This window comes from Pseudomonas bananamidigenes (assembly GCF_001679645.1).
Lineage (GTDB): Bacteria > Pseudomonadota > Gammaproteobacteria > Pseudomonadales > Pseudomonadaceae > Aquipseudomonas > Aquipseudomonas bananamidigenes.
This window is the reverse complement of sequence record NZ_LRUN01000008.1, coordinates 51,980-72,854: the sequence shown is the minus strand read 5'-3', so window position 1 is coordinate 72,854 and position 20,875 is coordinate 51,980. Positions and strand designations below refer to the sequence as shown.

Sequence of the window (20,875 nt, the reverse complement as noted above, 5' to 3'; positions counted from 1 at the left end):
ATTATTCTGAAAAAGTTCCGCGGTTTGATTGTGTCAATTTGTTTCTGTTCTGTGTCACGGCTGTCACAGGTCTCACAACAAACGCATTCGACCGATTGCCGAAACAGACTGAAAGCCATTCCGGCGTTTTTCCGCAACGGCCGAGGGATTAACGTGGCAGCCATCGATTTCCCGGAGTTTTCAGATGATCCTTCACTACATTTACGACCCTCTGTGCGGCTGGTGCTACGGCGCCAAACCGCTCGTTCAAGCCGCACAGCATGTGCTGCCGGTTATCGCCCATGCGGGCGGCATGATGACCGGTGCCAACCGTCAGAGCGTTTCACCGCAACTGCGCAATTACGTGATGCCCCACGACCGGCGCATTGCCGAGTACACCGGACAGCCATTTGGCGAAGCCTATTTCGAAGGCCTGTTGCGTGATCACACGGCGGTATTTGATTCCGCGCCACCGACTGCCGCAGTCATGGCAGCAGAAAGCATCGATGGACGTGGCCTGGAACTGCTGGGCCGTTTGCAAACCGCACACTATGTAGAAGGCTGGCGGATTGCCGATGAGGCCGTGCTGGTGGAATGCGCGGTCGAGTTTGGCTACAAGGCGGAAGTTTTCCTCAAAACACTGCAAGCGACCGATACCGATCAACACATAAAGAGCAGCCGCGCATTGCTGGCGAAACTCGGTGGCCAAGGCTTCCCGACCTTCGCGCTGGAACGGGACGGTCAGTTCACCCTGATCGATATCGGCCCGTGGCTTGGCAAACCGCAGGCGTTTGCACAATGGTTGAGCGAGTCGATCCCGTCGGCACCCGACACGCAAGCCTTGCCGGCCTGTGGCCTCGACGGTTGCGCGTGACAGGGCATCAAAATCACTTATTACTGGCGTTTCCCTGCACGAAGCCGTCGGAAAATTTACTTTTATTAGACGATTTTTGCCTATTTAAAGACGATTCTTGAAATTGACACATTGTTCAGGGCGCGGCTACGATTCGGCCCAACGCCTGTGGCTAACCGCCATGACACAAAATCAGGAGCAGGCCCGCCATGACAATGTCCTGGGCGGGTCTTTTTGTTTCGGGGTGAATAAAAGAGTGCATCAAGCGCCGTTTCAGCCGTTCGACACAGCGCGTTTCAACCCGTAATAAGGAAAACAAAATGTTGAACAAGCGGATCAGTCTGATCGCATTGGGGATGTTGAGCGCCACTCAGGCCATGGCTAACGACCAGGCCGAGTCCAAGGGTTTTGTGGAAGACAGCAGCCTCAAAGTGCTGTTGCGCAATGCCTACATCAATCGTGATTACAAAGACGGCAACAAGGACAAGGCCGAGTGGGGCCAGGCGGCCATCGGTACGTTCTCCTCCGGTTTCACCCAGGGCACCGTCGGTGTGGGTGTGGACGCATTCGGTCTGTATGCACTGCGTCTGGACGGCGGCAAGGGCCGCAGCGGCGCTGGCGGTATCGACTTCTTCAAGCAGGGTGACAGCGGCAACGCGGCTGACGACCTGTCCAAGGGCGGCGCAGCGGTGAAATTCCGTCTGTCCAGCACCACCCTGACCTACGGCGACCAGATGCCGGCCCTGCCGGTGCTGAATTACGACAATTCGCGTCTGCTGCCGGAAAGCTACACCGGTACCTTGATCACCTCCAAAGAGATCAAGGGCCTGCAACTGGATGCCGGTCGTTTCACCGCCGAATCGCGCAAGAGCGCTGAGGGCCGTGACAGCGGTGGCCTGAAGTCGATCAACGTATTGGGCGGCAGCTACCAGTTCACCGAACAGTTCAAGGCTGCGCTGTACGCTTCCGACGTCGAAGACGTGCTGAAGAAGCAATATGTGAACGCCAATTATGTGTTCCCGATCGACAAGGATCAGTCCCTGACCCTGGACTTCAACGGTTACCGCACCAAGCTGGACAACTCCTACGTCCGCGAAAACGGTGTGACCGGCGACGACAACAAGATCTGGAGCCTGGCAGCGACCTTCGCCACCGGCCCGCACTCCTTCACCGTGGCGCACCAGCGTTCCACTGGCGACAGCAACCTGGGTTATGCCTACGGCGGCTACCAGAAAGGTCAGGGTCGCGTAGGTGACGGTGGCAACACCATCTATCTGGCCAACTCCTACTGGTCAGACTTCAACGCTGAAGACGAGCGCAGCTGGCAACTGGGCTACGGCCTGGACTTCGGCGCATTCGGCGTACCGGGCCTGAGCTACAACTTCGCTTACGTGCGTGGCGACAACATCACCACGTCCACCAGCGAAGGCGGCACCGAGCGCGAGATCTTCAACCAGTTCAAGTACGTCGTGCAGAGCGGTCCGGCCAAGGACCTGAGCGTGAAACTGCGCAGCTCGATCCTGCGTGTATCGCAGAAATCCAGCGAGTACAACGTCAGCGGTAACGAACTGCGGGTGTTCGTGGATTACCCGATCAACATCTTCTGATGATCGGTTGAACCCGCGAAACGCGATAAAAAACCCCGAATGGTTCGGGGTTTTTTTTTGACATTTTTTCTGAAAAAAGTATAAAAACCCGTGTTTTTGTCATTTGAAATGCACTTTCAGGCCGTTTCAAATCGCGCTTCAAACAGGGCTTCAAATGCCTGAAATTCTTTCTCATGGACGCAAATTCTCCACCTAATAGATTAGGCCGCTCAATGCAGCGGAGAATTTGGTAATGATCGTTTTAACCAGAGAAGTGGGCGAATCGCTACGGCGCGACAAGTACGCCAATGTGCAGGGTGCTGACTTCAATCTCTACGGTCATTTCGCCGACTTCGTCAGACTGACCAAAAGTTGGGAAAACATGGAGCCTGACAGCTACTACGGTCAGGCCGATGCCGGCATGCGTTACCGTCGTTACAGCGACTTCGAATACAACCCCAAGACTCGCGAACTCAAACAGCTGGAACATCGCGCATACGTGCAGTCCAAGGCCAACAACAGCTATGTGGGCGGCGTGGTGCGGCACTTCCAGGACTTCTCGGACGAAGTCATCGGCTCGCCGGTGATGCGCAGCCTGATCGACACCGATTTCGAAGTGTACAAAAACGTGCTGCCGGAAGAGTTGCACGATGAAATCTGGCAATGCCAGATCCATCAGATCCGCATCGAGATCAAGCCCGGCAAACAGCTGGAAATCACGCCGGAGGGCATTCACTGCGACGGTTACCCGTTCAGCGGTGTGCACTTCTGGGGCCGCAACAATGTCGAGGGTGCTGAAAGCCGCCTGTACGACATTCACGAGCAGCAACTGGCGTCGACCACCTACCAGGAAATTCTCGACACCACTTACTTCCTCGACCGCGACATGCGCCACTACGTGACACCGGCGCGCAACACCCATTCCCATGCCATGGCGTATCGGCAGATTCTGGCGATTTCCTTCTCGCGGCCCGGGACCGCTTTCGACATTGTTCGCTAATCAGATCACTCAAATCGACGGCGTCGAATGCTCGACGCCGGTGGTGCTGCGGCGCGCGACGGCCAAGGACGCGCAGCGCATGGAGCGTTTCTTCCGCCAGTTCGACGAAGTGTCATTCTGTGAATGGCAGGACGCCAAATGCCTGCGCGGTGTGCTCATCCAGAAAACCACCACGGCTTATCTGGCCCTCGATGTCGAAGGCGAGATCGTCGGTGCGGTACTGGGCGGCATGCTCGGCAGTCGCGGCACCATCAACCATCTGGCGGTCAGCTTGCGCTTTCGCAGTCAGGGCGTGGGTCAGCGTCTTGTGGAAGCGGCGTCGGCCGACATGAAACGGGTCGGTGTGCTGCGGATGTTCCTGTTCGTCGATGATGCTAACCTCGCGGGCAAGCGTTTCTGGGCTGCCCAGGGTTTTTGCGAGCCTCACGGCGAACGGACATTTGAGAGGGATCTATGAATGAAACATCCGGCAGTGCGCCGCTGATGGTCGACCGTCAGCCGTCGCGCACGTTTGCCGAAGCCAGCCCGGTGGTGGCCGGTTATTTCACCGTGTCGTTCGTGTTCGGGCTGATGGCGGTCAACGCCGGGCTGCCGCTATGGCTGCCGGTGGCCATGTGTCTGTTCGTGTATGCCGGGGCTTCGCAATTCGCCGCGCTGGCGCTGATCAGCAGCGGGGCGTCGCTGACCACCATCGTGCTGACCACGTTTCTGATCAACGCGCGGCACATGCTGATGTCCGTCTACATGGCCAAGGCCCTGCGGGCACTGGGCCTGAGCCGCATGGAGCGCTGGTGCTACGCCGGCGGCCTGACCGATGAATCGTTCGCCTTCCACAGCGTCAAGCTGGGCACCGGCGCACCGGTGAATATCCGATATCTGATCGGCTTCAACCTGTTCTGCCATACCTCCTGGGTGATCGGCGGATTGCTCGGGGCCCTGTGCGCGCAGTACGCATCGCATCTGATCAAATATCAGCTTGATTACGCGCTGACCGCGATGATGCTTTATGTACTGGTCTCGCTGTGCAACACCCGCAAAAAACTCATCGCCGCCCTGGCCGCTGTGGTCTGCATGGGTGCTCTGAGCCTGGTTGGCAGCTCGTCCTTCAATGTTTTCATCGCCACATTTGTAGGCTGCGGAGTGGGTGTATGCCTGACCAGACGTTCCTGATCCTGGTGGTCGCGCTGATGATGGCCGTGACCTTTCTGCCCCGGGCGCTGCCGCTGCAGGTCAACACCGAGCACTGGCCGCCCTTCGTCGCCCGGGCGCTGGAATACCTGCCGGTGGCGATCGTCGCTGCGATCAGCCTGACACCCTTGTTGATCAAGGATCAGCACATACAGCTCGATCGCCCGGAATTCTATGCAGCGATTCCGACGCTGTTATGTGCGTATTTCAGCAAAAACCTCTTTCTCAGTGTGGCGGTTGGGACGGCCGCGTACATTGCGCTCGGCTCGTTCATGTAGCGGCAGATCGACAACGTCGTTCAGGGCCTGACCGGACAGATCCGGATTGTTCACCGCCAGGCGCACTTCGAGGAAATCCTCGAACCCGGGGAAAATCGTCAGGCCGTTCTTCTGCGCGGCTTCGCGGGAAACCATGCCGATGGCGTCCATCTGCGTGATGAGCGACAGGGTCAGTGTTTCGCTGCAGGAATAAATCGTCCGCTGACTGTTTTCGTGATTGCCCAGCCCGGCGTCGAGAAAACGCAAAAAGCTGTGGGAATACGGACAGTCTTCTGCAGGACGCACCTGAAACTTGTTGCCGAGCAATGTCAGCGGATCATTCTCTTGACCGCAATGAGCACCGACCACCTGTACCTGCACCTCCGGCAGGACGATGCTCGGCAGACCCGGACGCTGCGGACCGATCAGCACCGCGAGGTCGAAGTCCTCGTTCTTCAGCTTGCTGAGATTTTCCATCGACTCGGCGTAGCTGAATTCCATCTGGTAGTCGGGGAACACATCGATCAGGCGTCCGATCAACCGCCGGTTGAAATCCGGATCCAGCGTGGTGTTCAACGCCACTTTCAACGTGCGCTGTCCCGGCACTTTCAACGCCTCGACTTTCTCTTCCATCTGCCGCGTGGCTATCAGCACCCGATCCATGTAAGGCGTCAGCTCTGTACCTTGCGGGGTCAGCGTCAGGCCTTTGTTGGAACGGCGAAACAAGCGGAAACCGAACTGTTCTTCGACCTTGTTCAGCTGTGCGGCCAGGGCCTGCACAGTCAGGCACGAATGCTCGGCTGCGGCCGACAACGAGCCGGTCTGCACGATGCGCATGAGGTTGCGTAAGGTTCTGCTATCCATGGGTAATGCCCTCTGAAGTGGGCTGGGTATTGTTGTGTACGTGACGGCCCGAACGGCTCCATTTGCCGGCTATATTCCTGTACCTGAGCATAGTTGTCGCGCAATTAGTAGCGAATTGATGTCCCTGCCGATGGCTGGAGGCTGACACAGAATCGGGATTTTTGGTGACGCGGGGGTGATCGGGGTCAAAAAAAGTGCCCGACGCGAAGGAGTCGGGCACTTTTTTGTGCGGTTGGGTTACAGCGGCTGGGACAATTTCGTACAGCCATCTCGCGCTGTTCTGCGTTGATGCCGGAAGCCTCCTATTGAAAGACAAGAACGGGCTGATTTATTACCGCAGCACAAGTGGCTGAAATATCAGGCAGTTACTTTCGGGACTTTTTCAGTCCGAGGCCATTGGATATCCAGGCAATGCCGGCATCCGCGAAGCTAGCGAGAAGGTGCCAATGAATTTGCCTTGGAGCATGGCGTTACCTGAACAAAAGAACTGGAAGGATCATGGTTTACCGGACATTCGGGACATTGATCCCGAGTTGCTGACTTCTGCGATCAGAGAACGTCCGGGCGCCGAGAGTCTGGAGGCTGCATGGGAGCAAGTTGCCAAAGGCTTCGGACTTCATGACGGCCTCAATTCGACTGTGATTGAGACACCCATTTGCCCAGTTCTGGTGAGGCGCGAGCACTTGTTGCACATTGTGGAAAAACGTCCGAATGCTCGGGAGCGCTTCACAGACTTCGCGCAAGACACCCTGAAAACACCGTTAGAGATCTGGAAGATTTCCTACGATGACGACTCTTTCCGGCTCTCATATATCGGTGCCTACAACACGAAATACCAGATGCTGGTCGTGATCCATATCGATCATGGCAACGTACTCTGGAACTTCATGAACTGTGAAAAAAAGGGTCTGAACAAGCATCGGCATGGAGAGCTACTGTTTCAACGTTACCGATGGTCCAAACAAAAAGGGCAGCCTTGATAGGCTGCCCTTCACGAAAAAGTTGCTTGATATTGTGCTCCCTCAAGCAGGGGAGAAGAGGTCTCACCCGAACGCTGATTTTCAGGTCATCAACGGGGTTCCTAACGCCGACTATAGCCACCTGATGGCAGTCGGTTTCGCGCTCTTGGTGCCGATTCTCGGCCACTGAATTCGATGTGTCAACCCGAGACTTCAGGGGGTAAGTGGGAGCGACGTAGGTGTTTCAATTCATTACACCACCTCACAAATGAAGTACTTCTCCCCTACTTTTTCCCCTCCCGACACATACCTAAATTGAGCTCCAACACCTGATCCTCATCCCGAGGGCAGGTCACTGGAGTCGTCGTCATGCCATTTGTCAGCGTACGCATCACCCGCGACGGTGTTACCCGTGAGCAGAAAGCTCAGGTGATCGCCGAAATCACTGAAACCCTGGAACGCGTCCTCAACAAGCGCCCGGACCTGACCCACATCGTGATCGAAGAAGTCGACACCGATAACTGGGGCTACGCCGGCATCACCACCACCGAGTACCGCCGGCAGCTGGCGGAGCGGAATCAGTCCTGACCGTGCCCGCTGTGTTGCCGATCACTATCAATCTGTTGAGGATTTCATCATGAGCAATTCGAAAAAAACCGTCGTTATCACCGGTGCTTCCCAGGGTCTGGGCGAAGGCATGGTCAAGGCCTTCCGTGAACTGGGCTACAACATTGTCGCTACTTCGCGCTCGATCAAACCGTCGAACGACCCGCAGATCCTGACCATCGCCGGCGACATCGGCGATCCGGCCACCGCTCAACGCGTGATCAGCGAAGGCATGGCACGCTTCGGCCGCATCGACACCCTGGTCAACAACGCCGGCATCTTCGTTGCCAAACCGTTCACCGCCTACACCCCGGAAGATTACGCGGCGGTGCTGTCGGTCAACCTCAACGGCTTCTTCTACATCACCCAATTGGCCATCGCCGAGATGGATAAACAGGGCAAGGGCCACGTGGTCAACATCACCACCAGCCTGACCGACCACGCGGTCGACGGCGTGCCCTCGGTCCTCGCCTCACTGACCAAGGGCGGCCTCAACGCCGCCACCAAATCCCTGGCCATCGAATACGCCAAACGCGGAATCCGGGTGAACGCGGTATCACCGGGCATCATCAAGACGCCGATGCACGGCGAGGAAACCCACGTGGCACTGGGCGCGCTGCACCCCGTCGGACATATGGGCGAGGTCGAGGATATTGCGCAGGCGGTGGTGTATCTCGATAACGCGAACTTTGTGACTGGCGAGATTCTGCATGTGGATGGTGGGCAGAGTGCCGGGCACTGATTGATGTTGTTGAACAGCGCTTTACGAGACAGGGGCTCTTGAAATCGAGCCCGCAGAAACAACAAAGCCCCTGCATTTCTGCAGGGGCTTCGTCTTGTATGGTGCCAGAAAAGGTGACAGATCAATTTTTCGAATACTTCTTCAATACTGGGAAGCTCCAGTCCTCACAGGTCCACCAGATTCTGCATCAGACAAACGTACATTGCTCGCCTATACGGCAAAGCCGTATAGTGCCGCTCATGTTTGAAGGAGGAAATCAGCGATGGTCAATGAACTGGAGCAATTCCAGCAGGACTTGCTGGACTCTGTCCGCCAAATGAAGGCGGGAAAAGCCGCTCGTGTCACAGCGGTGCCACTCTCGGCAGCCGCTGAAGCGCGGGCCAAGGTGGGCGTTTCGCAGAGTGCGTTTGCCAAGTTGATCGGTGTGAGTTTGCGCACGTTGCAGGATTGGGAGCAGGGTCGCAGGCAGCCGACAGGTGCAGCACAGACACTGTTACGTATTGCTAGCCAGCATCCTGAAGCATTGCGGGATTTGCAGCCAGTCTGAGGTGAAATCGTCTACGGATTGTTGCGATTAGAACTGGCAACGCGGTTGCCGACGATCGGAGATGTGGACGAAATGTGGACACTCCAGAAACAACAAAGCCCCTGCATTTCTGCAGGGGCTTCGTCTTGTATGGTGCCGGCACCAGGAATCGAACCCGGGACCTACTGATTACAAGGAAGGTGCTTAAAACATACAAATCAATGACTTATGAGATTCCTTGTTACGTGCAGACGCGCCAAAACCCGCATGTTTCGCGGGCTTCGGTACGTTTGTTACGTGGGTGTTTACTCAGTCAGCTGAAGGTGAAACCACCGGCACGCTGTGATCGTAGACGTCCATCATCTTCGCGTCACGGTGGCCACTCGCTTCCTGTTTGTCTGCCCTGGTGCCGGTCGTGTCAGTGATGCCGCGCCGTTTCAGATCGTGCAGCGCGAAGCGATCTTCCGGATCGATGTTTCCGTCTGCGATCGCCAAAGTGATAAAGCGTTGCCAAGCGGTGTCGAGGCTTGTTTTTCGAAGCGGGCCACCGTGGCTGGCCACGATGATAAAGCGCTTTGACGCCGCGATCGGGATAGGCGTTTTACGGCGCTCCCAAACCTTGGCGCGTAAAGCCTTCGCGCCTTCCCAAACGGTGCGCAGTCGCGGTGTCCATCGGACGATGTTGTCCCGGCTGCCCTTGCGCCGATTGGTCAGAATCCCTTCCTGCAGTTCGTTCGCGTCCGTGAGCGTCACGACCTCGATGCCGCGTAGTCGGCAAAGGTAGGCCAGCTCCATTACGCTGGCCAGGTATTCGGGACAACCGCCAGGCTCGTTACGTGCCAGACGTCCACGCGCCGTTGCGCGATCGATGAGTACGTCCATAACGTTCAACCGTGGCAACCGGCGTTGTTTACGTTCTATCGGCGCTTCGATGCCCAGGGCTGGGTTCACTTCAAGGAAACCCCGATTACGTCCCCACTGCAGAACGCGGCGCAGATAACGCAGTGCGTGCGCCGCCTTTGAGGGCGTGCCCTCGTCTGCGATCCGATCGACAATGCGTTGCACCAGGGCAGCGGTGAATTTCTTCACTGCGAGATCGCCCAGCGGCTTGCCCAATTTGGTGGGAATGTTCAGCAGTACATCGCGGGAGTAGCAGTAATCGTCGTGGGTTTTGGAAGCGAGTTTTTTGTATCGATCGCTCAGGTGGAACTGTTCGCACACGTAGCGCAGCGTTCCCCGATCGACGTTGGACGCCTCGTCCATGATTTGATGGAGTTCTGCCAGCGACACGGCTGCGGGCGCCACGTTTTGGCGGCGCTGCTTTCCTGTCTCGTCCCGACGAAGGGTGTACCAGACACCACTGTCGCGATGGTCGAAGTACACGGCCGCCGGGAGGGCGGCCTGATCGACATGGGCAGGGATATGGGGGTTGTGCTTACGTTTCCTCGCTCGCCTCATAATATGTCGGTGTCATACCTTTCAGCGCTCGCCGACGTGACGCCGCCGGCGTGATTAATCAGGTCAAGCGTTGTCCACGGGCCAGTTCGGCCACGGAACAAGCGCACACCCTGGGCGATCAGCGAGCGCTCAACATCGGATCGACGCTGATAACCGGTGATGTGCTGCAGGTCTTGAAAGGTCAAAACACCTGTTGTTGCTTGGCTCACGGTACAACCCTCGAACCTGTGTATTCCCGCGCCTGATGACAGACCAGTGTAGAGGCGGGTTCTGCTGAAAGCGTAGTAGAAACCACTGGTTTTGATTCTGGTGCTGCTTGCTCACGGCGTTTAGACATAACGGCGTTCCTTTGCTTTTCTGATTGCGGCCTTTTCGGCCATTACAGCGGCCCATTCTTCAGTCTTTCGATGCTGGCGAATACGGCTGCACTTTTGATGTTTCCGGGTAGATCGGGCGGTGCCGCAGATGTCGCAGATGCTCGGTAAATCCAATCGCTTACTGGCCATCGCTGGCCGCTCCCGGATTGTTTTGCCATCGCTCATATGCTGGCCCCCGATGACGCGTTGCTGGCCAGTAGATGGGCTACAATGGCGGCTTCGGCCGCATCAATATCGCCCTGCTGCTTGGCGAAGGTGGCCAAGCATTCAAGGCGGATTCGCGCTTCGTCAGTCTTGGTAACTTGGTAGTCGAATATCGCTGTGCCGACTATCCGAATTGCCATTAGGTGCCGTGCTGATTGAGTGTCGTTACTGCCCTGTGTGTTAGCCTTCGGATCACTGCTGCTCGGGTGCTGTGCTTGCATGGTTCTGCCCTCGGTAGTGGTTGGTGTCGGGGAGGTGCAACTCCTCGACACCCCTTCAATTCATGGCGTACGCCGACTGTTTCAGAACGGTACGTCGTTATTCATCAGGTAATCCGTGCTGTGTAGCCTGCTCAGCGCTGCAAAGCGTTGTCGTTCGGAAATGCCAACGAGGTCGCATAGCGCTTCGATTAATGCCGCGACCTGAGCGAAATTCCTTGCATACCGCCGATTCAAATCCTCGCGGAATTGGCTTTCATACTTGGCCATCTGTGCTGGCACAATTCCTTGTAGTGCCGTCAGAATCAGGTCTTCGTGATGTCGGAACACTCTGGCAAATGCACCTGCCCGGTCAGCGCTTAACTCAATAAGCTGTGCCACCGATCCGAACTTCTTGTCTTGTTTGGATGGATGCAAAAACACTGTCTGCATTCTGCTTTTGACGGCCTCACTGCAGCGCAGAGGGGCATCAGCAACGATCAAAATTGCCCCCTTAAACTTGGTCAGTTCACCACCTCGGCTGTGGTCTAAAAACTCCGCATTGGAGTCATAAAGCGGCTTCATCTCGTCCGCCCAGTCGCCGGTTGCTTTCTCATGGATAGGCACCAGTGCGGTGACCTTGTTGCCGGCATTGGTCATAAAGCGAGACCGGCCTGCTCGTGATGCGTGATCAGGAGCGCACCCCTGAAAATGTTCTTCCCCGCTCAGTTTCCACAAGTAGTCGAGCAGCAGGCCTTTGCCGCCACCTGGCTGGCCGGTTATTTGTAGAAACGGAAAGCTTCCTTGTTCTTTGCGAATGCGATCGGCGTGCAATGCACCAAGCCACCAGGCCATGGTCACAACACCGTCAGGCCCGAAGACGTTGTAAAAGTCACCAAAGCGAATCGCCGACTTCAGATTTACAGTCTCTACTTTCATTGGGTCACTCCTGAGTTGCGGGTTTAGGCGCTTTGGAAAATCCAGCAGCGCACAGTTTTCGGTTTATCTGCAGCGTCCAACTCCCAGGCAGAGCAAACGGTTCTGTTTGTCTCCACGAACTTCGGGCACTTGCTGGTTTTCAGGTGGCGTTTCAGCTCGGTCATGTCCGGGACTTTCTGGCGTTTCTCCGCGGCTTCTTTGGCAAAGTCGTTGAGGTTCACCGCAATCAAACTGTCATTGCGTGAGTGGTTTAGTCCGCCGGCAGCGCTGTTTAGGTATTCGTACAGTTCCCAAAACTCGACGACGACCGGGTGATCAGCATTGATGGCCAGCTGGCGATCCTTTGCCATGTTCTGGATCTCCGCGTGTGTAGCTTCCAACTGATGCTTTTTAAGAGGAGCGACGTGCACCAGTGCGTCTACGAGCGCGTGCAGCTGGGCATGATTCTTTGCGATCCGTACGGTGCGAATTTCAGGCAGGGCCAGCAGCGCCTGTTCGTAGGTCGGAACCTTCGCGCGAATGGTCTCCATCACGGAGGACTCCGACGTGGTGGCCTTGAGCAGAAACCCGCTCACGCGGTCGATGGGCATACGCTCAAGTTTTTCAACCAACAGCTTGGTTTGCGGGGTCTGCCCGTCCTTCGTCATGGCGATGTGCACTAGGCGCTGCAGGATCGGTTCAGAGGCGTTCACCGCGTGGTTCTGACCGATGACCACGGCGCCACGGAAGGGCGGTTCGCGGGTGTCGTTACCGTTGTTCTTTACACCGGTTGAGCGAACGCTGCGGCCGTTGTAGGCAGTCTTCAGTTCGTCCCAGTCGTATTGGCGGGTTTGGCTTCCATCTGATTTTTCGCGCTCAGATTCAATCAACACCACCGGCAGATTCCCGACCTGGGCAAAGTTTCGTGCCCGAGCAACTGGGGTGCCTTTAGTGGGGTCAAAACCTTCGTAGTCGAGGCGTCCGCACAACTTCCATAGGAATTCGATCAGGGTGGATTTACCGGCGCCTGGCTCACCGATAATTTCCATGAAGGGGTAACTCTTTTGATGCTGCCGGATCTGCTCGGCGAACAATGAGCCGAACCAGAAAGCGAGTGCGACCAGCCCTTTGGCACCGAAGCATTGCCAAATGATGTCGAGCCATTCGGTGTCGAACTTCTCCAGGTCAGTGTTCAGGTTCAAGGTCACTGACTGGCTGAGCGTTTTAATGCTCAAGCGATCCATGTCGAAGAAGTCTTCTTCGTTCAGTTTGAAGATTTTACCGTCGCGTACAGCCACATCGCCGTACACGTATGCGCCGTGTTCGCGGGTGTAGCCCGTGAAGTCGATGGTTTGAACGGTCTTGAGAGCGTCGGTTTGTTCCTCAATGAACGCGTCCAATTGCTGCGTTGTACCGGTGAACATCCCACCGGGGGCAATGCCCAACAGACGCTTTTTGAACTCGGCCGATGAAGAGATCTGAGCGCTGGTGAAAGTGTTTTTAATCGGCGCAGCGTCGTGTGCAAACGTGATCCGGAAGTAATACCAGGACTCGTCTGTGAGCTTGTTTTCCTGGTAGTACAGGGCTTTCGGATTGCAGGTAGCGATGCGCTGCAGCGCGCCGCACTGCTGCATGGCCTTCGCCCGCATCTGCTTGTTATTCAGTTGCTGATCGTCGTGATGCTCGCTGTCCTCCAGTTCCTGAATGGCCTTGTTGTATTTCTCCAGATCAAGTTTGAACCAATACAGGCGATTGCCGAACTCCAGATGAAATTCGCTTCGACGCTTCCAATCGAACATGACCAGGGCTTTTTCGGTAGCGTTCTCAGCGATCAGCAGCGCGCCGTGATGCCGAGCAATGGTGATGTCTTTTTCAATTTGGGCATTGCGCTTCTCGCCGTCGTCCAGGAACTGCCAGCGCTGATGTAAGTCGTTCCAATCGACCTTGCGTTTTTCCCGCTGAGGGATCTGCGCGGCCTCACAGGTAAACCCCAATTCGCGGGCCATACGTACCCAACGTTTGGTGTAAGCGTGTGCACCTGGTTCGTTGTCCAACGCCCAAACCAGCTTCGGCAGATTGCCCGGGCGTGCTGTGACCAACGCCTGGAGCGAGTCAGCCGGGAAGGCGTTGGATGACATGGCGGACACGGCGGCAATGCCGTGGTGCACTAGGGCGGTGGCGTCAAAGATGCCTTCCACGATCCACACTTCTTTCGCTTCGAGCAGATCCACACAGGGCGGGCACCACCACACCCCCCGGTAGCTTTCACCCGGAGCGAAACGCGCTTTCATCTTTCCGAAGCGTGCCGGCTTGTCGATCAAGCGTTCCCAGTAGCCGCCTTTCTCCAAGGCGAAACGCACTGTCGCGCTGCCTGCGTTGTGCTGAGAGGAGTAGTAGGTGTCTTGCGTGAACCAGCCAGCAATCAACTGGATGTCAAAGCCCCGGCCGAACTCCAGATAGGCGCGGGCTGTGGCCGTTGGTGCACTGTCCGTAGCGGGGGCTCGCTTGCTCCAGTCTTCGAAAAGATCGTCGTAGATCTCCTTGACGTGCATGGTGTGGCCGCACTTTTCAGGGCGACCGCAGATAACCAGCCACGGCTTGTCGTGACGTGAATACAGCTCTTTCTTCCTGCACTTGGGGCATTCACCACCGCGCATGTAGTCGGTGCCGGTACGGTGTTTTAGGCCGTAGTCATTTTCAAGGCGCTGCAGGACGTCGGAACGGAGATCGTCTCTCATGGTTTTTTCACTGTTTTGAGGCTTTGAGTCAGGGCGCCGGCGAGGGCGCCGATCAGATGTTTTCGAGCAGCCATCACCGGATCGTTCGTGAGGATCGACCCGTGGCGCAGCCCTTCGGGGATCAGGCGGTAATGGTCGGAATACCAAAGGTCATTGAGGCTGAGACGGTACTGCTCGCGCAGGTTGGCCAAGAGCGCTTCGGCCTGCACCGGTGGCAGTTTTGCGTTAATGTTCAGGGCGTTTTCCATCGTCAAACCTCAATTTCGGGCGCAGCTCACCCAAACCCACGGGAATGGGGGATCGGGGATTTAGTGGTTAGGAGTTACGGAGTGGTGACGCGGAAACGCCCGTTGTCCGGTGCGTTGAGGATGCGTTCGTAAATCAGGCTGACGGGAATGGCCCAAACCTCACCGGTGCCTGTGTCAGTGATAACGGTGTGTGTCGGTGTGCTGGTGATTACATCCAGTCGCTGCCGATCGCCGACAACAGACAAATCGCTGTAGGCCAGGTGAACAATTTTTTCAGCTGTCGGAGTGAGTACGTCGAAGTCCGCGACCAAATGCTGCACAGCTCGTTTGATCAGTTGCTGATCGTCGCTCAAATGTTCGCAACGGTGCCGTTCAAGAAACACCGACGCCGCAGCTTTGAGCATGTCCTGATATTCCTGTACTGCAGGCAGATTGTTCATTGAGCTTTCCCTGCGCGGTAAAGAGCTATTGCGGCAAGCACTTCGGCGTGCCGTGCAGCAACGTGGAGGTTGTGAGCGTCCATAATCAGTTCGGCTTCTTCTTCGCTGATTGAACCGTCCTCCAGCGCCTTGGCGATCGCCTGGTCGACGCAACCGCGTTTTGCCGCTACCTGTAGCGATCGAGCGTATAGCTCGACGTTGTCTAGCGTTTCAGGATCAGCCACTGGAACGAACAACCCGCCGTACATTGAGGCGACGTAGTTGGGGAAGTGGTGAGTTCCGCAGTCCTGCTCAAGCATGAAAACCTGAGAGTCACTGAGAGGACTGCATCCGGCGTTTTCGTAGGCATGGTTGTCGAACTTCTTGAGCTTCAGCCCCAAGCGTGCAGCGGCGGCTTCGCGTCCGCCGATATAGCTGCGGATGATCTCGCTCATAACTTCTTTGCGGGTGTCTAGGATCGGGCTTTTCATCTTCTACTTTTCCCTGTTGGCCCATGCCATTACTGTTCGATCACACCTTGTTTAACGCCTAGTAAAACGGCAGCTCGGTGTGCCTCCCCACGGCGACATTTGCTTTGTCCACTCAACACCGCATAAACGGTGCTGGGACTCAGGTTGTGCAAAGCAGCAAAATCTTTCGCGGACTGACCGCGCTTCTCCAACGCTTCACGGGCTTTTTTGCGGGCTTGCTCGGTGATGCTTGTGTTCGGCATAGTGCAAATCTCTGCGTTTTCGTGTGATGACGAGCGCAGAATGTGGCAAAAAACTGCCAATGTAAATATGCGAGTGGAAAAATATTGACTCTCTCAGAAGAGATCGGCGCCAGGCTGCGGGAACTTCGCGCCGGTGCTGGCCTGACTCAAGATCAACTGGCTGAAAAACTTGGCGTGTCCAAACGTACCCAGGGCAACTACGAATCGGGCGCCAGCGATGCGCCTGCGTCCTACCTGAGTCTTGCTAACTCGCTGCTCGATTTTGACATTGCTTATATCGTTCATGGATCGCGTAAGACGTTGCCGAATGAGGCACTGTCAGACGTCGAAGATTGCTTGGTAAAGCAGTTCCGTAGCATTCCTGAAGACGACCAGAAAGCGATTCGTCGCATCCTCGAAGCCATGGCCGACGACGCCGCCCGGCACCGGTCTTAAATCGCAACAAAGCCTTTCATCCATTGGGATTACTCCCATTCCAATGCCGTTTGCTACTCCCCATAAAGCCAGTTCAGCAATGCACTTTATGGAGTAGTAAGCATGTTGGATCGCAAGATGAACGATCGCACCGCGTTCGAGAAAACCGAGTTCGATAAGTCCGGACTCACAAATATCGAGCGTCGTTTGATCGATCTCTATCGACGGTTGAGCCAGGTGGAGCAGCAGCAAGTCCGTCGAGTTGCCGAGATACTGGCCGTAAACCCAAAGGAGCCAGTAAAGGGCTGAATCTCATTCCTTGAGTGATCCCGATCGCCGACGCTTCTGCGTTGGCGATTTGCAGTTACGCCACCGCCTGCGATCCCAGCTGTTCGAAAAGCTCTCTCTGCTTCGCCCTGGGCAATTCGCGAAACCGGTCGATCAACATGCGTTCGAAGGTCTGCGATGACGGGCTGAGTGTGTGTGAGAACGTCAGGTTCGACACCCACGTATGCCCGCACCTTGCGTCCAGGCATTGGCAGTACAGCTTCACGAACTCCGTTGTTACCTCTTCCCGTGAAGCAATTCGGCCCTTGTGGCCGCACTTGCATACAACTCTCATTGTGTCCCTCCCCAGGGGCAGCTGATCGCCACCATATTGCCATATTTTGTAGTGGCATTCGCTTCGAAAGGTGTTTCATGCAGTGGCATCCACTGCTGCTGGCGCGACTTTCCAGCTAAAACGCCTGTCTTCGCGTAACCGGTCATTGAGCTGATTGAACAGCTGGCAAATCGGGCGGATCTCGTTACTGGTGTACACGCGATCGATCTTTTCAATGTCGCCAAACCCGCCGGTGTTTTCCGGGATGATGCCGGCCAGTGCAGGGTTCATCCGCCAGGCCGCGATGACATCGTTTCGGGTGATGTTCTTCACCTTCTCCAGCTCGTCTTTCGCCTGGAAGTCACCGACCGGGATGATCTGGATCGCGTTCTCTTTGCCGTTGGGGATGTTGACGAACATCGATCGGAAGTTGCCCACGCCTTTGCTCGCGCTGATTTGGGCGCGCAGCTCGTCTTCGTCCTCTTCGGTCAGGTCGGGATCGTTGGTGTAGAAGATGTAGCCGGCGTGCGCGCCGTTGCTGTAGTAGCGCCGGCGGAAGAGGGTCGCAGCCTCATTCAGCAGCAACGCCTGCAAGCCCCCCAGGTAGTCCGGAATCCCGTAAATGTTCTGTTCCACGTCGTAGTCCAGGACGTGGGAGATTTCGTGCGCCTCGAACTCCATTTCCTTGTTGTCCGGCAGCAGCATCACGTAGCCGCCGTCGACCTTCACGCGCATGTTGATCGCCGGCAGGTGCTGCAGCTCCAACACCTGGCCGAATGCGTTGGTGTCGTTGTAGAAGTACGCTTCGCCAAACACCATGTAGTCCAGTCCGGCGCGTCCCATCGTCTCAGTGCTGCAGCCAGCCGAGGCGATGAACTCACGCAACAGCAGGTTGCGCTTGAACTTCGGAATGGCTCCGTGGTGCGCGTTGGCGCGCAACAGCTTCGCCAGGCCGGCCCGCGATACTGGCGGCTTGTAGATTTTGCCGTCGTCGCTCGGAAACACGCCCACGTACTCGCCGATGTTGCCGGACAGCACCTGTTCCGGCTCCCCGAACGTAAACGAGCGCATCGGTTGCTGCTGTGGTTGGGCTACGTGGTGCTTTCTGCGTTTGCGGTTGGCCATGGCTGCTCTGGTTACTCGTGACGTAGCGGCTACGGCGCCGCTTGTTGGTGTTCAAAGGTTCGTTGGACAGGGCGTGCATCACTGCCCAGGCAATGTCGGCGTGACCGGTGGCTTCGGTACGGGATGCGCTGTAGGTGATCTGGCCGCTGTTGGTGGCGCCGCGCTTGATGGTCAGGAATGCCTGGGCAATGTCCGTCCAACCGGCGTCCCACTCGATGCGGCTGCCCTGGATCGTGTCCTGGGCTTTCAGCACCAGGGCGTTTTTCGCTTCCAGGCTGTAATGAATCGGTGTTGCCTTGACGTAGAAGTCGCGCACCAGGTCGAACACGCCGTAACCCACGCCGGTGACATCGATGCCGATGTGCTGCACGTTGAAGCGCTCGGTCAGCTTCTTGACCTGCGCGGCCTGGTAGGTGAACGAGTGGCCCCGCCAACTGTGTTTTTCCAGAATTCTGAACTTCGCCCCGGGTTCGAGCGGCGGCGCGATGACCACGCAGGTGGCGTCGTCGCGTGTGCGGCTCGGGTCGTAGCCCAGCCAGACCGGACTGTTGCCAAACGGGCGATCCAGATCAGGGTTGTAGTCCTCCCACAACGACAGATCCGAGTAGCAGCGCTCCAGATCCTTGAGACTGAATGCGCTTTGCGTGCTGTCGATGAACTTGCAGTAGAACAGCTGCTGGAACTTGTCTTCGTCGTACTCCAGCTGCAGCTGCTCCAGGTCGAACAGATCGCAGCCACCGGCGATCGCATCGTCCAGGGTGATCGTCTTGCGCCACTGACCGTCCGGACACAGCGCGCCCTGCGTGTAAGCCGCTTCGCTCGGCCATTCGCCGCCGGCCTTTTTGCCGCGTTTGCTGTTGCGGAACTCTTCACCCGACCAGAACGGGTACGCCTGGTGCGACACGGCGCTGGGCGTCGAGAAATAGGTTTTGCGCCATTTCTTGTGGGTGCCCATGGCACTGGCGACGGTGCTGAGCTTTTCGAAGTCGCGAATCCAGAAGTATTCGTCCACGTAGACATGGCCGTGATACCCCTGGGCGGTGCTGCTGTTGGTGCTGAGAAAGCGCAGCTCGGCACCGTTGCTCAGGGTGATCGGATTGCCCGTAAGCTCAATGCCGAACCACTGCTGGGCGAACTGGATGATGTAGCTTCGGAAGATTTCCGACTGCGATCGGCTTGCCGATAGGAACACCTGGTTGTCACCGCTCAACACGGCGTCCATGAACGCTTCGCCGGCGAAGTAGTAGGTCAGGCCGACCTGACGGCTTTTGAGGATGTTCCGGACACGGCGGGTCAGTGGATTCTGTTTCGCCTCGAACAGCTCTTTCTGGTAGCCGTACATTTTCGAGATGAACTTATCCAGGAAGTCCACTTCGGTCAGGCCGCTGACGTCGTTCTTTACCTTCTTTTCGCGCTTCTTGCCGCCGCCCTCGCGCCGCTCACGGCGTTGGCTTGACTGGCGTTCGTCAGGCTCGTCAGGACGGTCAGCAGGCGCTGCCGGCGCAGGTTTTGCCGCAAGCTTTTTCAGGCGCTCCAGCAGGCTTGTCAGGCGCTCCAGCTCTTTCAGCTCGGCGTCCGTCAGCGGATCGATCTTTTCCAGAATCAGGGTGATCCGCCGGCTGACTGCGCTCAACGGTTCTTCATCCGTCAGCATCTCGTCCCAGGCGCCTTGGCGGATCCAGTAGTAGACGATACGGATGTTGGGCAGCTTCAAATGCGCCTGAATTTCCTTCACCGAACAGCGGCGTAGGTAGAGACGTTTTGCGGCTTCTTTGACTTCGGTCGGGTAGTTCATGGGCCGCAGTCTATGCGGCGAAAACGCTGGAAACGCGGGGTTAAATCCCGGCATTCGCCTATATCCGGAAAATAGGAGAACGCCGAAAACCAACCGTTTGTTTGGGGCAAATCGGCTCCCTATCGTGGCGGCTCATTCAACGATTGAGCGCAGTCACCCACCATGCCCCGTTCCCTTGTCTCCTACTGGAAACGTGTTGCCACCAGCGGCCCGACCGTCGATGGCCGCGAGATCCTGCCCCAGGAACTGCGCGACATCGCCGAGACCTACACGCCTGCCAAATACACGGCGGTGATCTGGTGCGACCACGAACGCTGGCCGGGTTCCCACGGCACCGTTTTTGCCGTGCGTTTGGTTGAAGAGGGCGAGGATCTGGAGCCTGGCCAGATCGCGCTGGAAGCTCAGCTGAAACCGAACGATCGCCTTCTGTACCTCAACGACCAAGGCCAGAAGCTGTTCAGCAGCATTGAAATCACCCCGAATTTCGCCGGCAGCGGCAAGGCCTATCTGACTGGCCTGGCGGTGACTGATTCGCCGGCGAGCCTCGGCACGCAAGAGCTGTATTTCTCCAATCGCACCAGTCGCGCCGCGTACTACGCCGCCTCACAAGAACTCGGCCCCCTGCGCGAAACCGAGCCCCAGGGCGAGTTCGGGCGCCTGGCCGCCATGTTCACCCGCCTGTTCAAGCGTTTCGGCATTGAAGACACGCCCACCGAAACCACTCCGCAAACCCCAACCGAGAGCAAACCCCCAATGGATGAAGCTACCGCAACGGCCTTGAAAGCCCTGCTGGCCCAGCTGCTGGTCGTCGCTGCCGGCATTCAGGCCGTGATCGAGCCTGCAGCCGAAGACGCACCGGAACCCGATCAAACCCCGATCGATGATGTCAGCGCTGCAGTAGACGAAATCGTCACCACTGCCGAGGAAGAACGAGAGTTCAAGCGCAACGGCGGCGGCAACAAGGCCGTGATGGCGGCACTGACCAGCCTGCAGAAACAGTTTACTGAACTGAAAAACACTCCTGCTGGCCGTCATCTGCCACGCAACGCCGGCCCGGCTGGCAAGACCAAAGCGCGGGTACTCTGACC

The 20,875-nt window shown here is 57.0% G+C and carries 26 protein-coding genes; 13 read left to right on the top strand and 13 right to left on the bottom strand.

What is annotated here, in order from left to right:
- Nucleotides 1-184 precede the first annotated feature (184 nt).
- The 6 genes from BBF94_RS04090 (at nt 185) to BBF94_RS04065 (ending at nt 4,884) form a co-directional block, all read left to right on the top strand.
- Nucleotides 185-853, top strand: coding sequence for a DsbA family protein (locus BBF94_RS04090; protein ID WP_065257769.1), 669 nt, complete (start codon nt 185-187; stop codon nt 851-853).
- Nucleotides 854-1,152: 299 nt separating this feature from the next.
- Nucleotides 1,153-2,439, top strand: a complete 1,287-nt coding sequence (locus BBF94_RS04085) for an OprD family porin (protein WP_065257768.1) — start codon at nt 1,153-1,155, stop codon at nt 2,437-2,439.
- A 232-nt stretch (nt 2,440-2,671) separates the two neighbouring features.
- The gene (locus tag BBF94_RS04080; protein WP_065257767.1) at nt 2,672-3,418 is read left to right on the top strand and encodes a 2OG-Fe dioxygenase family protein; all 747 of its coding nucleotides are present in this window, start codon (nt 2,672-2,674) and stop codon (nt 3,416-3,418) included.
- A gap of 79 nt (nt 3,419-3,497) precedes the next feature.
- A complete protein-coding gene (locus tag BBF94_RS04075; protein ID WP_065257799.1) occupies nt 3,498-3,875 on the top strand; it encodes a GNAT family N-acetyltransferase in 378 nt (125 codons plus the stop codon).
- Nucleotides 3,872-4,588 (top strand): AzlC family ABC transporter permease, encoded by a 717-nt coding sequence (locus tag BBF94_RS04070; RefSeq protein ID WP_065257766.1) that lies wholly within the window; start codon nt 3,872-3,874, stop codon nt 4,586-4,588. The genes BBF94_RS04075 and BBF94_RS04070 overlap by 4 nt, the downstream gene beginning before the upstream one ends.
- Nucleotides 4,567-4,884 (top strand): AzlD domain-containing protein, encoded by a 318-nt coding sequence (locus BBF94_RS04065; protein WP_007952614.1) that lies wholly within the window; start codon nt 4,567-4,569, stop codon nt 4,882-4,884. Before BBF94_RS04070 ends, BBF94_RS04065 begins: the two co-directional genes overlap by 22 nt.
- Here BBF94_RS04065 and BBF94_RS04060 read toward each other — a convergent pair.
- Complete coding sequence (locus tag BBF94_RS04060) at nt 4,801-5,727, bottom strand: LysR family transcriptional regulator (RefSeq protein ID WP_065257765.1); 927 nt, start codon at nt 5,725-5,727, stop codon at nt 4,801-4,803. The two genes, BBF94_RS04065 and BBF94_RS04060, sit on opposite strands and share 84 nt — an antisense overlap.
- A 446-nt stretch (nt 5,728-6,173) precedes the next feature.
- Here BBF94_RS04060 and BBF94_RS27890 point away from each other — a divergent pair, with 446 nt between their 5' ends.
- From BBF94_RS27890 to BBF94_RS04040, 4 genes are all read left to right on the top strand, one after another.
- On the top strand, nt 6,174-6,707 hold the full coding sequence (locus tag BBF94_RS27890) for a PBECR2 nuclease fold domain-containing protein (RefSeq protein ID WP_065257764.1): 534 nt from the start codon (nt 6,174-6,176) through the stop codon (nt 6,705-6,707).
- A 348-nt stretch (nt 6,708-7,055) separates the two neighbouring features.
- The gene (locus tag BBF94_RS04050) at nt 7,056-7,274 is read left to right on the top strand and encodes a tautomerase family protein (protein ID WP_065257763.1); all 219 of its coding nucleotides are present in this window, start codon (nt 7,056-7,058) and stop codon (nt 7,272-7,274) included.
- A 49-nt stretch (nt 7,275-7,323) separates the two neighbouring features.
- On the top strand, nt 7,324-8,034 hold the full coding sequence (locus tag BBF94_RS04045) for an SDR family NAD(P)-dependent oxidoreductase (protein ID WP_065257762.1): 711 nt from the start codon (nt 7,324-7,326) through the stop codon (nt 8,032-8,034).
- A gap of 262 nt (nt 8,035-8,296) precedes the next feature.
- The gene (locus BBF94_RS04040) at nt 8,297-8,581 is read left to right on the top strand and encodes a helix-turn-helix domain-containing protein (protein ID WP_065257761.1); all 285 of its coding nucleotides are present in this window, start codon (nt 8,297-8,299) and stop codon (nt 8,579-8,581) included.
- Nucleotides 8,582-8,869: 288 nt separating this feature from the next.
- Here BBF94_RS04040 and BBF94_RS04035 read toward each other — a convergent pair whose 3' ends face one another.
- The 9 genes from BBF94_RS04035 to BBF94_RS26985 all read right to left on the bottom strand — a co-directional run bounded on the left by BBF94_RS04035 (nt 8,870) and on the right by BBF94_RS26985 (nt 15,852).
- Nucleotides 8,870-10,018 carry a site-specific integrase gene (locus tag BBF94_RS04035; protein ID WP_065257760.1) on the bottom strand — a complete coding sequence of 383 codons (1,149 nt, stop codon included), beginning with the start codon at nt 10,016-10,018 and terminating at the stop codon, nt 8,870-8,872.
- Complete coding sequence (locus BBF94_RS27000; RefSeq protein WP_080769328.1) at nt 10,015-10,227, bottom strand: DUF4224 domain-containing protein; 213 nt, start codon at nt 10,225-10,227, stop codon at nt 10,015-10,017. The genes BBF94_RS04035 and BBF94_RS27000 overlap by 4 nt, the downstream gene beginning before the upstream one ends.
- Before the next feature lie 329 nt (nt 10,228-10,556).
- On the bottom strand, nt 10,557-10,820 hold the full coding sequence (locus tag BBF94_RS26990; protein WP_082302363.1) for a hypothetical protein: 264 nt from the start codon (nt 10,818-10,820) through the stop codon (nt 10,557-10,559).
- An 81-nt stretch (nt 10,821-10,901) separates the two neighbouring features.
- Nucleotides 10,902-11,735 (bottom strand): hypothetical protein, encoded by an 834-nt coding sequence (locus tag BBF94_RS04030; protein ID WP_065257759.1) that lies wholly within the window; start codon nt 11,733-11,735, stop codon nt 10,902-10,904.
- A gap of 23 nt (nt 11,736-11,758) precedes the next feature.
- Entirely contained in the window at nt 11,759-14,452 is a 2,694-nt protein-coding gene (locus tag BBF94_RS04025; protein WP_065257758.1) for a toprim domain-containing protein, read from the bottom strand.
- Nucleotides 14,449-14,700, bottom strand: a complete 252-nt coding sequence (locus BBF94_RS04020; protein ID WP_039756488.1) for a hypothetical protein — start codon at nt 14,698-14,700, stop codon at nt 14,449-14,451. Before BBF94_RS04020 ends, BBF94_RS04025 begins: the two co-directional genes overlap by 4 nt.
- Before the next feature lie 74 nt (nt 14,701-14,774).
- Nucleotides 14,775-15,140: a hypothetical protein gene (locus tag BBF94_RS04015; protein ID WP_065257757.1), complete on the bottom strand. Its 366-nt coding sequence runs from the start codon at nt 15,138-15,140 to the stop codon at nt 14,775-14,777.
- Nucleotides 15,137-15,610, bottom strand: coding sequence for a YmfL family putative regulatory protein (locus tag BBF94_RS04010; protein WP_065257756.1), 474 nt, complete (start codon nt 15,608-15,610; stop codon nt 15,137-15,139). Before BBF94_RS04010 ends, BBF94_RS04015 begins: the two co-directional genes overlap by 4 nt.
- A 29-nt stretch (nt 15,611-15,639) precedes the next feature.
- Nucleotides 15,640-15,852 (bottom strand): helix-turn-helix domain-containing protein, encoded by a 213-nt coding sequence (locus tag BBF94_RS26985; protein WP_082302362.1) that lies wholly within the window; start codon nt 15,850-15,852, stop codon nt 15,640-15,642.
- An 84-nt stretch (nt 15,853-15,936) separates the two neighbouring features.
- On the opposite strand from BBF94_RS26985, the gene BBF94_RS04005 reads away from it, so the two are divergent.
- Both BBF94_RS04005 and BBF94_RS04000 read left to right on the top strand, forming a co-directional pair.
- Nucleotides 15,937-16,287, top strand: coding sequence for a helix-turn-helix domain-containing protein (locus BBF94_RS04005; protein WP_065257755.1), 351 nt, complete (start codon nt 15,937-15,939; stop codon nt 16,285-16,287).
- Nucleotides 16,288-16,389: 102 nt separating this feature from the next.
- Nucleotides 16,390-16,575 (top strand): hypothetical protein, encoded by a 186-nt coding sequence (locus BBF94_RS04000; protein WP_065257754.1) that lies wholly within the window; start codon nt 16,390-16,392, stop codon nt 16,573-16,575.
- 55 nt (nt 16,576-16,630) lie between these two features.
- Here BBF94_RS04000 and BBF94_RS03995 read toward each other — a convergent pair whose 3' ends face one another.
- The 3 genes from BBF94_RS03995 to BBF94_RS03985 form a co-directional block, all read right to left on the bottom strand.
- Nucleotides 16,631-16,888, bottom strand: coding sequence for an ogr/Delta-like zinc finger family protein (locus BBF94_RS03995; protein WP_047293252.1), 258 nt, complete (start codon nt 16,886-16,888; stop codon nt 16,631-16,633).
- Between the two features lie 75 nt (nt 16,889-16,963).
- Entirely contained in the window at nt 16,964-17,806 is an 843-nt protein-coding gene (locus BBF94_RS03990; protein ID WP_065257753.1) for a phage portal protein, read from the bottom strand.
- Complete coding sequence (locus BBF94_RS03985; protein ID WP_065257752.1) at nt 17,745-19,787, bottom strand: terminase large subunit domain-containing protein; 2,043 nt, start codon at nt 19,785-19,787, stop codon at nt 17,745-17,747. The genes BBF94_RS03990 and BBF94_RS03985 overlap by 62 nt, the downstream gene beginning before the upstream one ends.
- A 162-nt stretch (nt 19,788-19,949) precedes the next feature.
- Between BBF94_RS03985 and BBF94_RS03980 the strand changes: the two genes are divergently transcribed.
- Nucleotides 19,950-20,873 (top strand): GPO family capsid scaffolding protein, encoded by a 924-nt coding sequence (locus tag BBF94_RS03980; RefSeq protein ID WP_065257751.1) that lies wholly within the window; start codon nt 19,950-19,952, stop codon nt 20,871-20,873.
- Nucleotides 20,874-20,875 lie beyond the last annotated feature (2 nt).

Bases quoted from the DNA above. Each gene is read 5' to 3' on its own strand.
- BBF94_RS04090 (WP_065257769.1), top strand. From the start codon at position 185: ATGATCCTTCACTACATTTACGACCCTCTGTGCGGCTGGTGCTACGGC.
- BBF94_RS04085 (WP_065257768.1), top strand. From the start codon at position 1,153: ATGTTGAACAAGCGGATCAGTCTGATCGCATTGGGGATGTTGAGCGCC.
- BBF94_RS04080 (WP_065257767.1), top strand. From the start codon at position 2,672: ATGATCGTTTTAACCAGAGAAGTGGGCGAATCGCTACGGCGCGACAAG.
- BBF94_RS04075 (WP_065257799.1), top strand. From the start codon at position 3,498: ATGGAGCGTTTCTTCCGCCAGTTCGACGAAGTGTCATTCTGTGAATGG.
- BBF94_RS04070 (WP_065257766.1), top strand. From the start codon at position 3,872: ATGAATGAAACATCCGGCAGTGCGCCGCTGATGGTCGACCGTCAGCCG.
- BBF94_RS04065 (WP_007952614.1), top strand. From the start codon at position 4,567: ATGCCTGACCAGACGTTCCTGATCCTGGTGGTCGCGCTGATGATGGCC.
- BBF94_RS04060 (WP_065257765.1), bottom strand. From the start codon at position 5,727: ATGGATAGCAGAACCTTACGCAACCTCATGCGCATCGTGCAGACCGGC.
- BBF94_RS27890 (WP_065257764.1), top strand. From the start codon at position 6,174: ATGAATTTGCCTTGGAGCATGGCGTTACCTGAACAAAAGAACTGGAAG.
- BBF94_RS04050 (WP_065257763.1), top strand. From the start codon at position 7,056: ATGCCATTTGTCAGCGTACGCATCACCCGCGACGGTGTTACCCGTGAG.
- BBF94_RS04045 (WP_065257762.1), top strand. From the start codon at position 7,324: ATGAGCAATTCGAAAAAAACCGTCGTTATCACCGGTGCTTCCCAGGGT.
- BBF94_RS04040 (WP_065257761.1), top strand. From the start codon at position 8,297: ATGGTCAATGAACTGGAGCAATTCCAGCAGGACTTGCTGGACTCTGTC.
- BBF94_RS04035 (WP_065257760.1), bottom strand. From the start codon at position 10,018: ATGAGGCGAGCGAGGAAACGTAAGCACAACCCCCATATCCCTGCCCAT.
- BBF94_RS26990 (WP_082302363.1), bottom strand. From the start codon at position 10,820: ATGCAAGCACAGCACCCGAGCAGCAGTGATCCGAAGGCTAACACACAG.
- BBF94_RS04030 (WP_065257759.1), bottom strand. From the start codon at position 11,735: ATGAAAGTAGAGACTGTAAATCTGAAGTCGGCGATTCGCTTTGGTGAC.
- BBF94_RS04025 (WP_065257758.1), bottom strand. From the start codon at position 14,452: ATGAGAGACGATCTCCGTTCCGACGTCCTGCAGCGCCTTGAAAATGAC.
- BBF94_RS04020 (WP_039756488.1), bottom strand. From the start codon at position 14,700: ATGGAAAACGCCCTGAACATTAACGCAAAACTGCCACCGGTGCAGGCC.
- BBF94_RS04015 (WP_065257757.1), bottom strand. From the start codon at position 15,140: ATGAACAATCTGCCTGCAGTACAGGAATATCAGGACATGCTCAAAGCT.
- BBF94_RS04010 (WP_065257756.1), bottom strand. From the start codon at position 15,610: ATGAAAAGCCCGATCCTAGACACCCGCAAAGAAGTTATGAGCGAGATC.
- BBF94_RS26985 (WP_082302362.1), bottom strand. From the start codon at position 15,852: ATGCCGAACACAAGCATCACCGAGCAAGCCCGCAAAAAAGCCCGTGAA.
- BBF94_RS04000 (WP_065257754.1), top strand. From the start codon at position 16,390: ATGTTGGATCGCAAGATGAACGATCGCACCGCGTTCGAGAAAACCGAG.
- BBF94_RS03995 (WP_047293252.1), bottom strand. From the start codon at position 16,888: ATGAGAGTTGTATGCAAGTGCGGCCACAAGGGCCGAATTGCTTCACGG.
- BBF94_RS03985 (WP_065257752.1), bottom strand. From the start codon at position 19,787: ATGAACTACCCGACCGAAGTCAAAGAAGCCGCAAAACGTCTCTACCTA.
- BBF94_RS03980 (WP_065257751.1), top strand. From the start codon at position 19,950: ATGCCCCGTTCCCTTGTCTCCTACTGGAAACGTGTTGCCACCAGCGGC.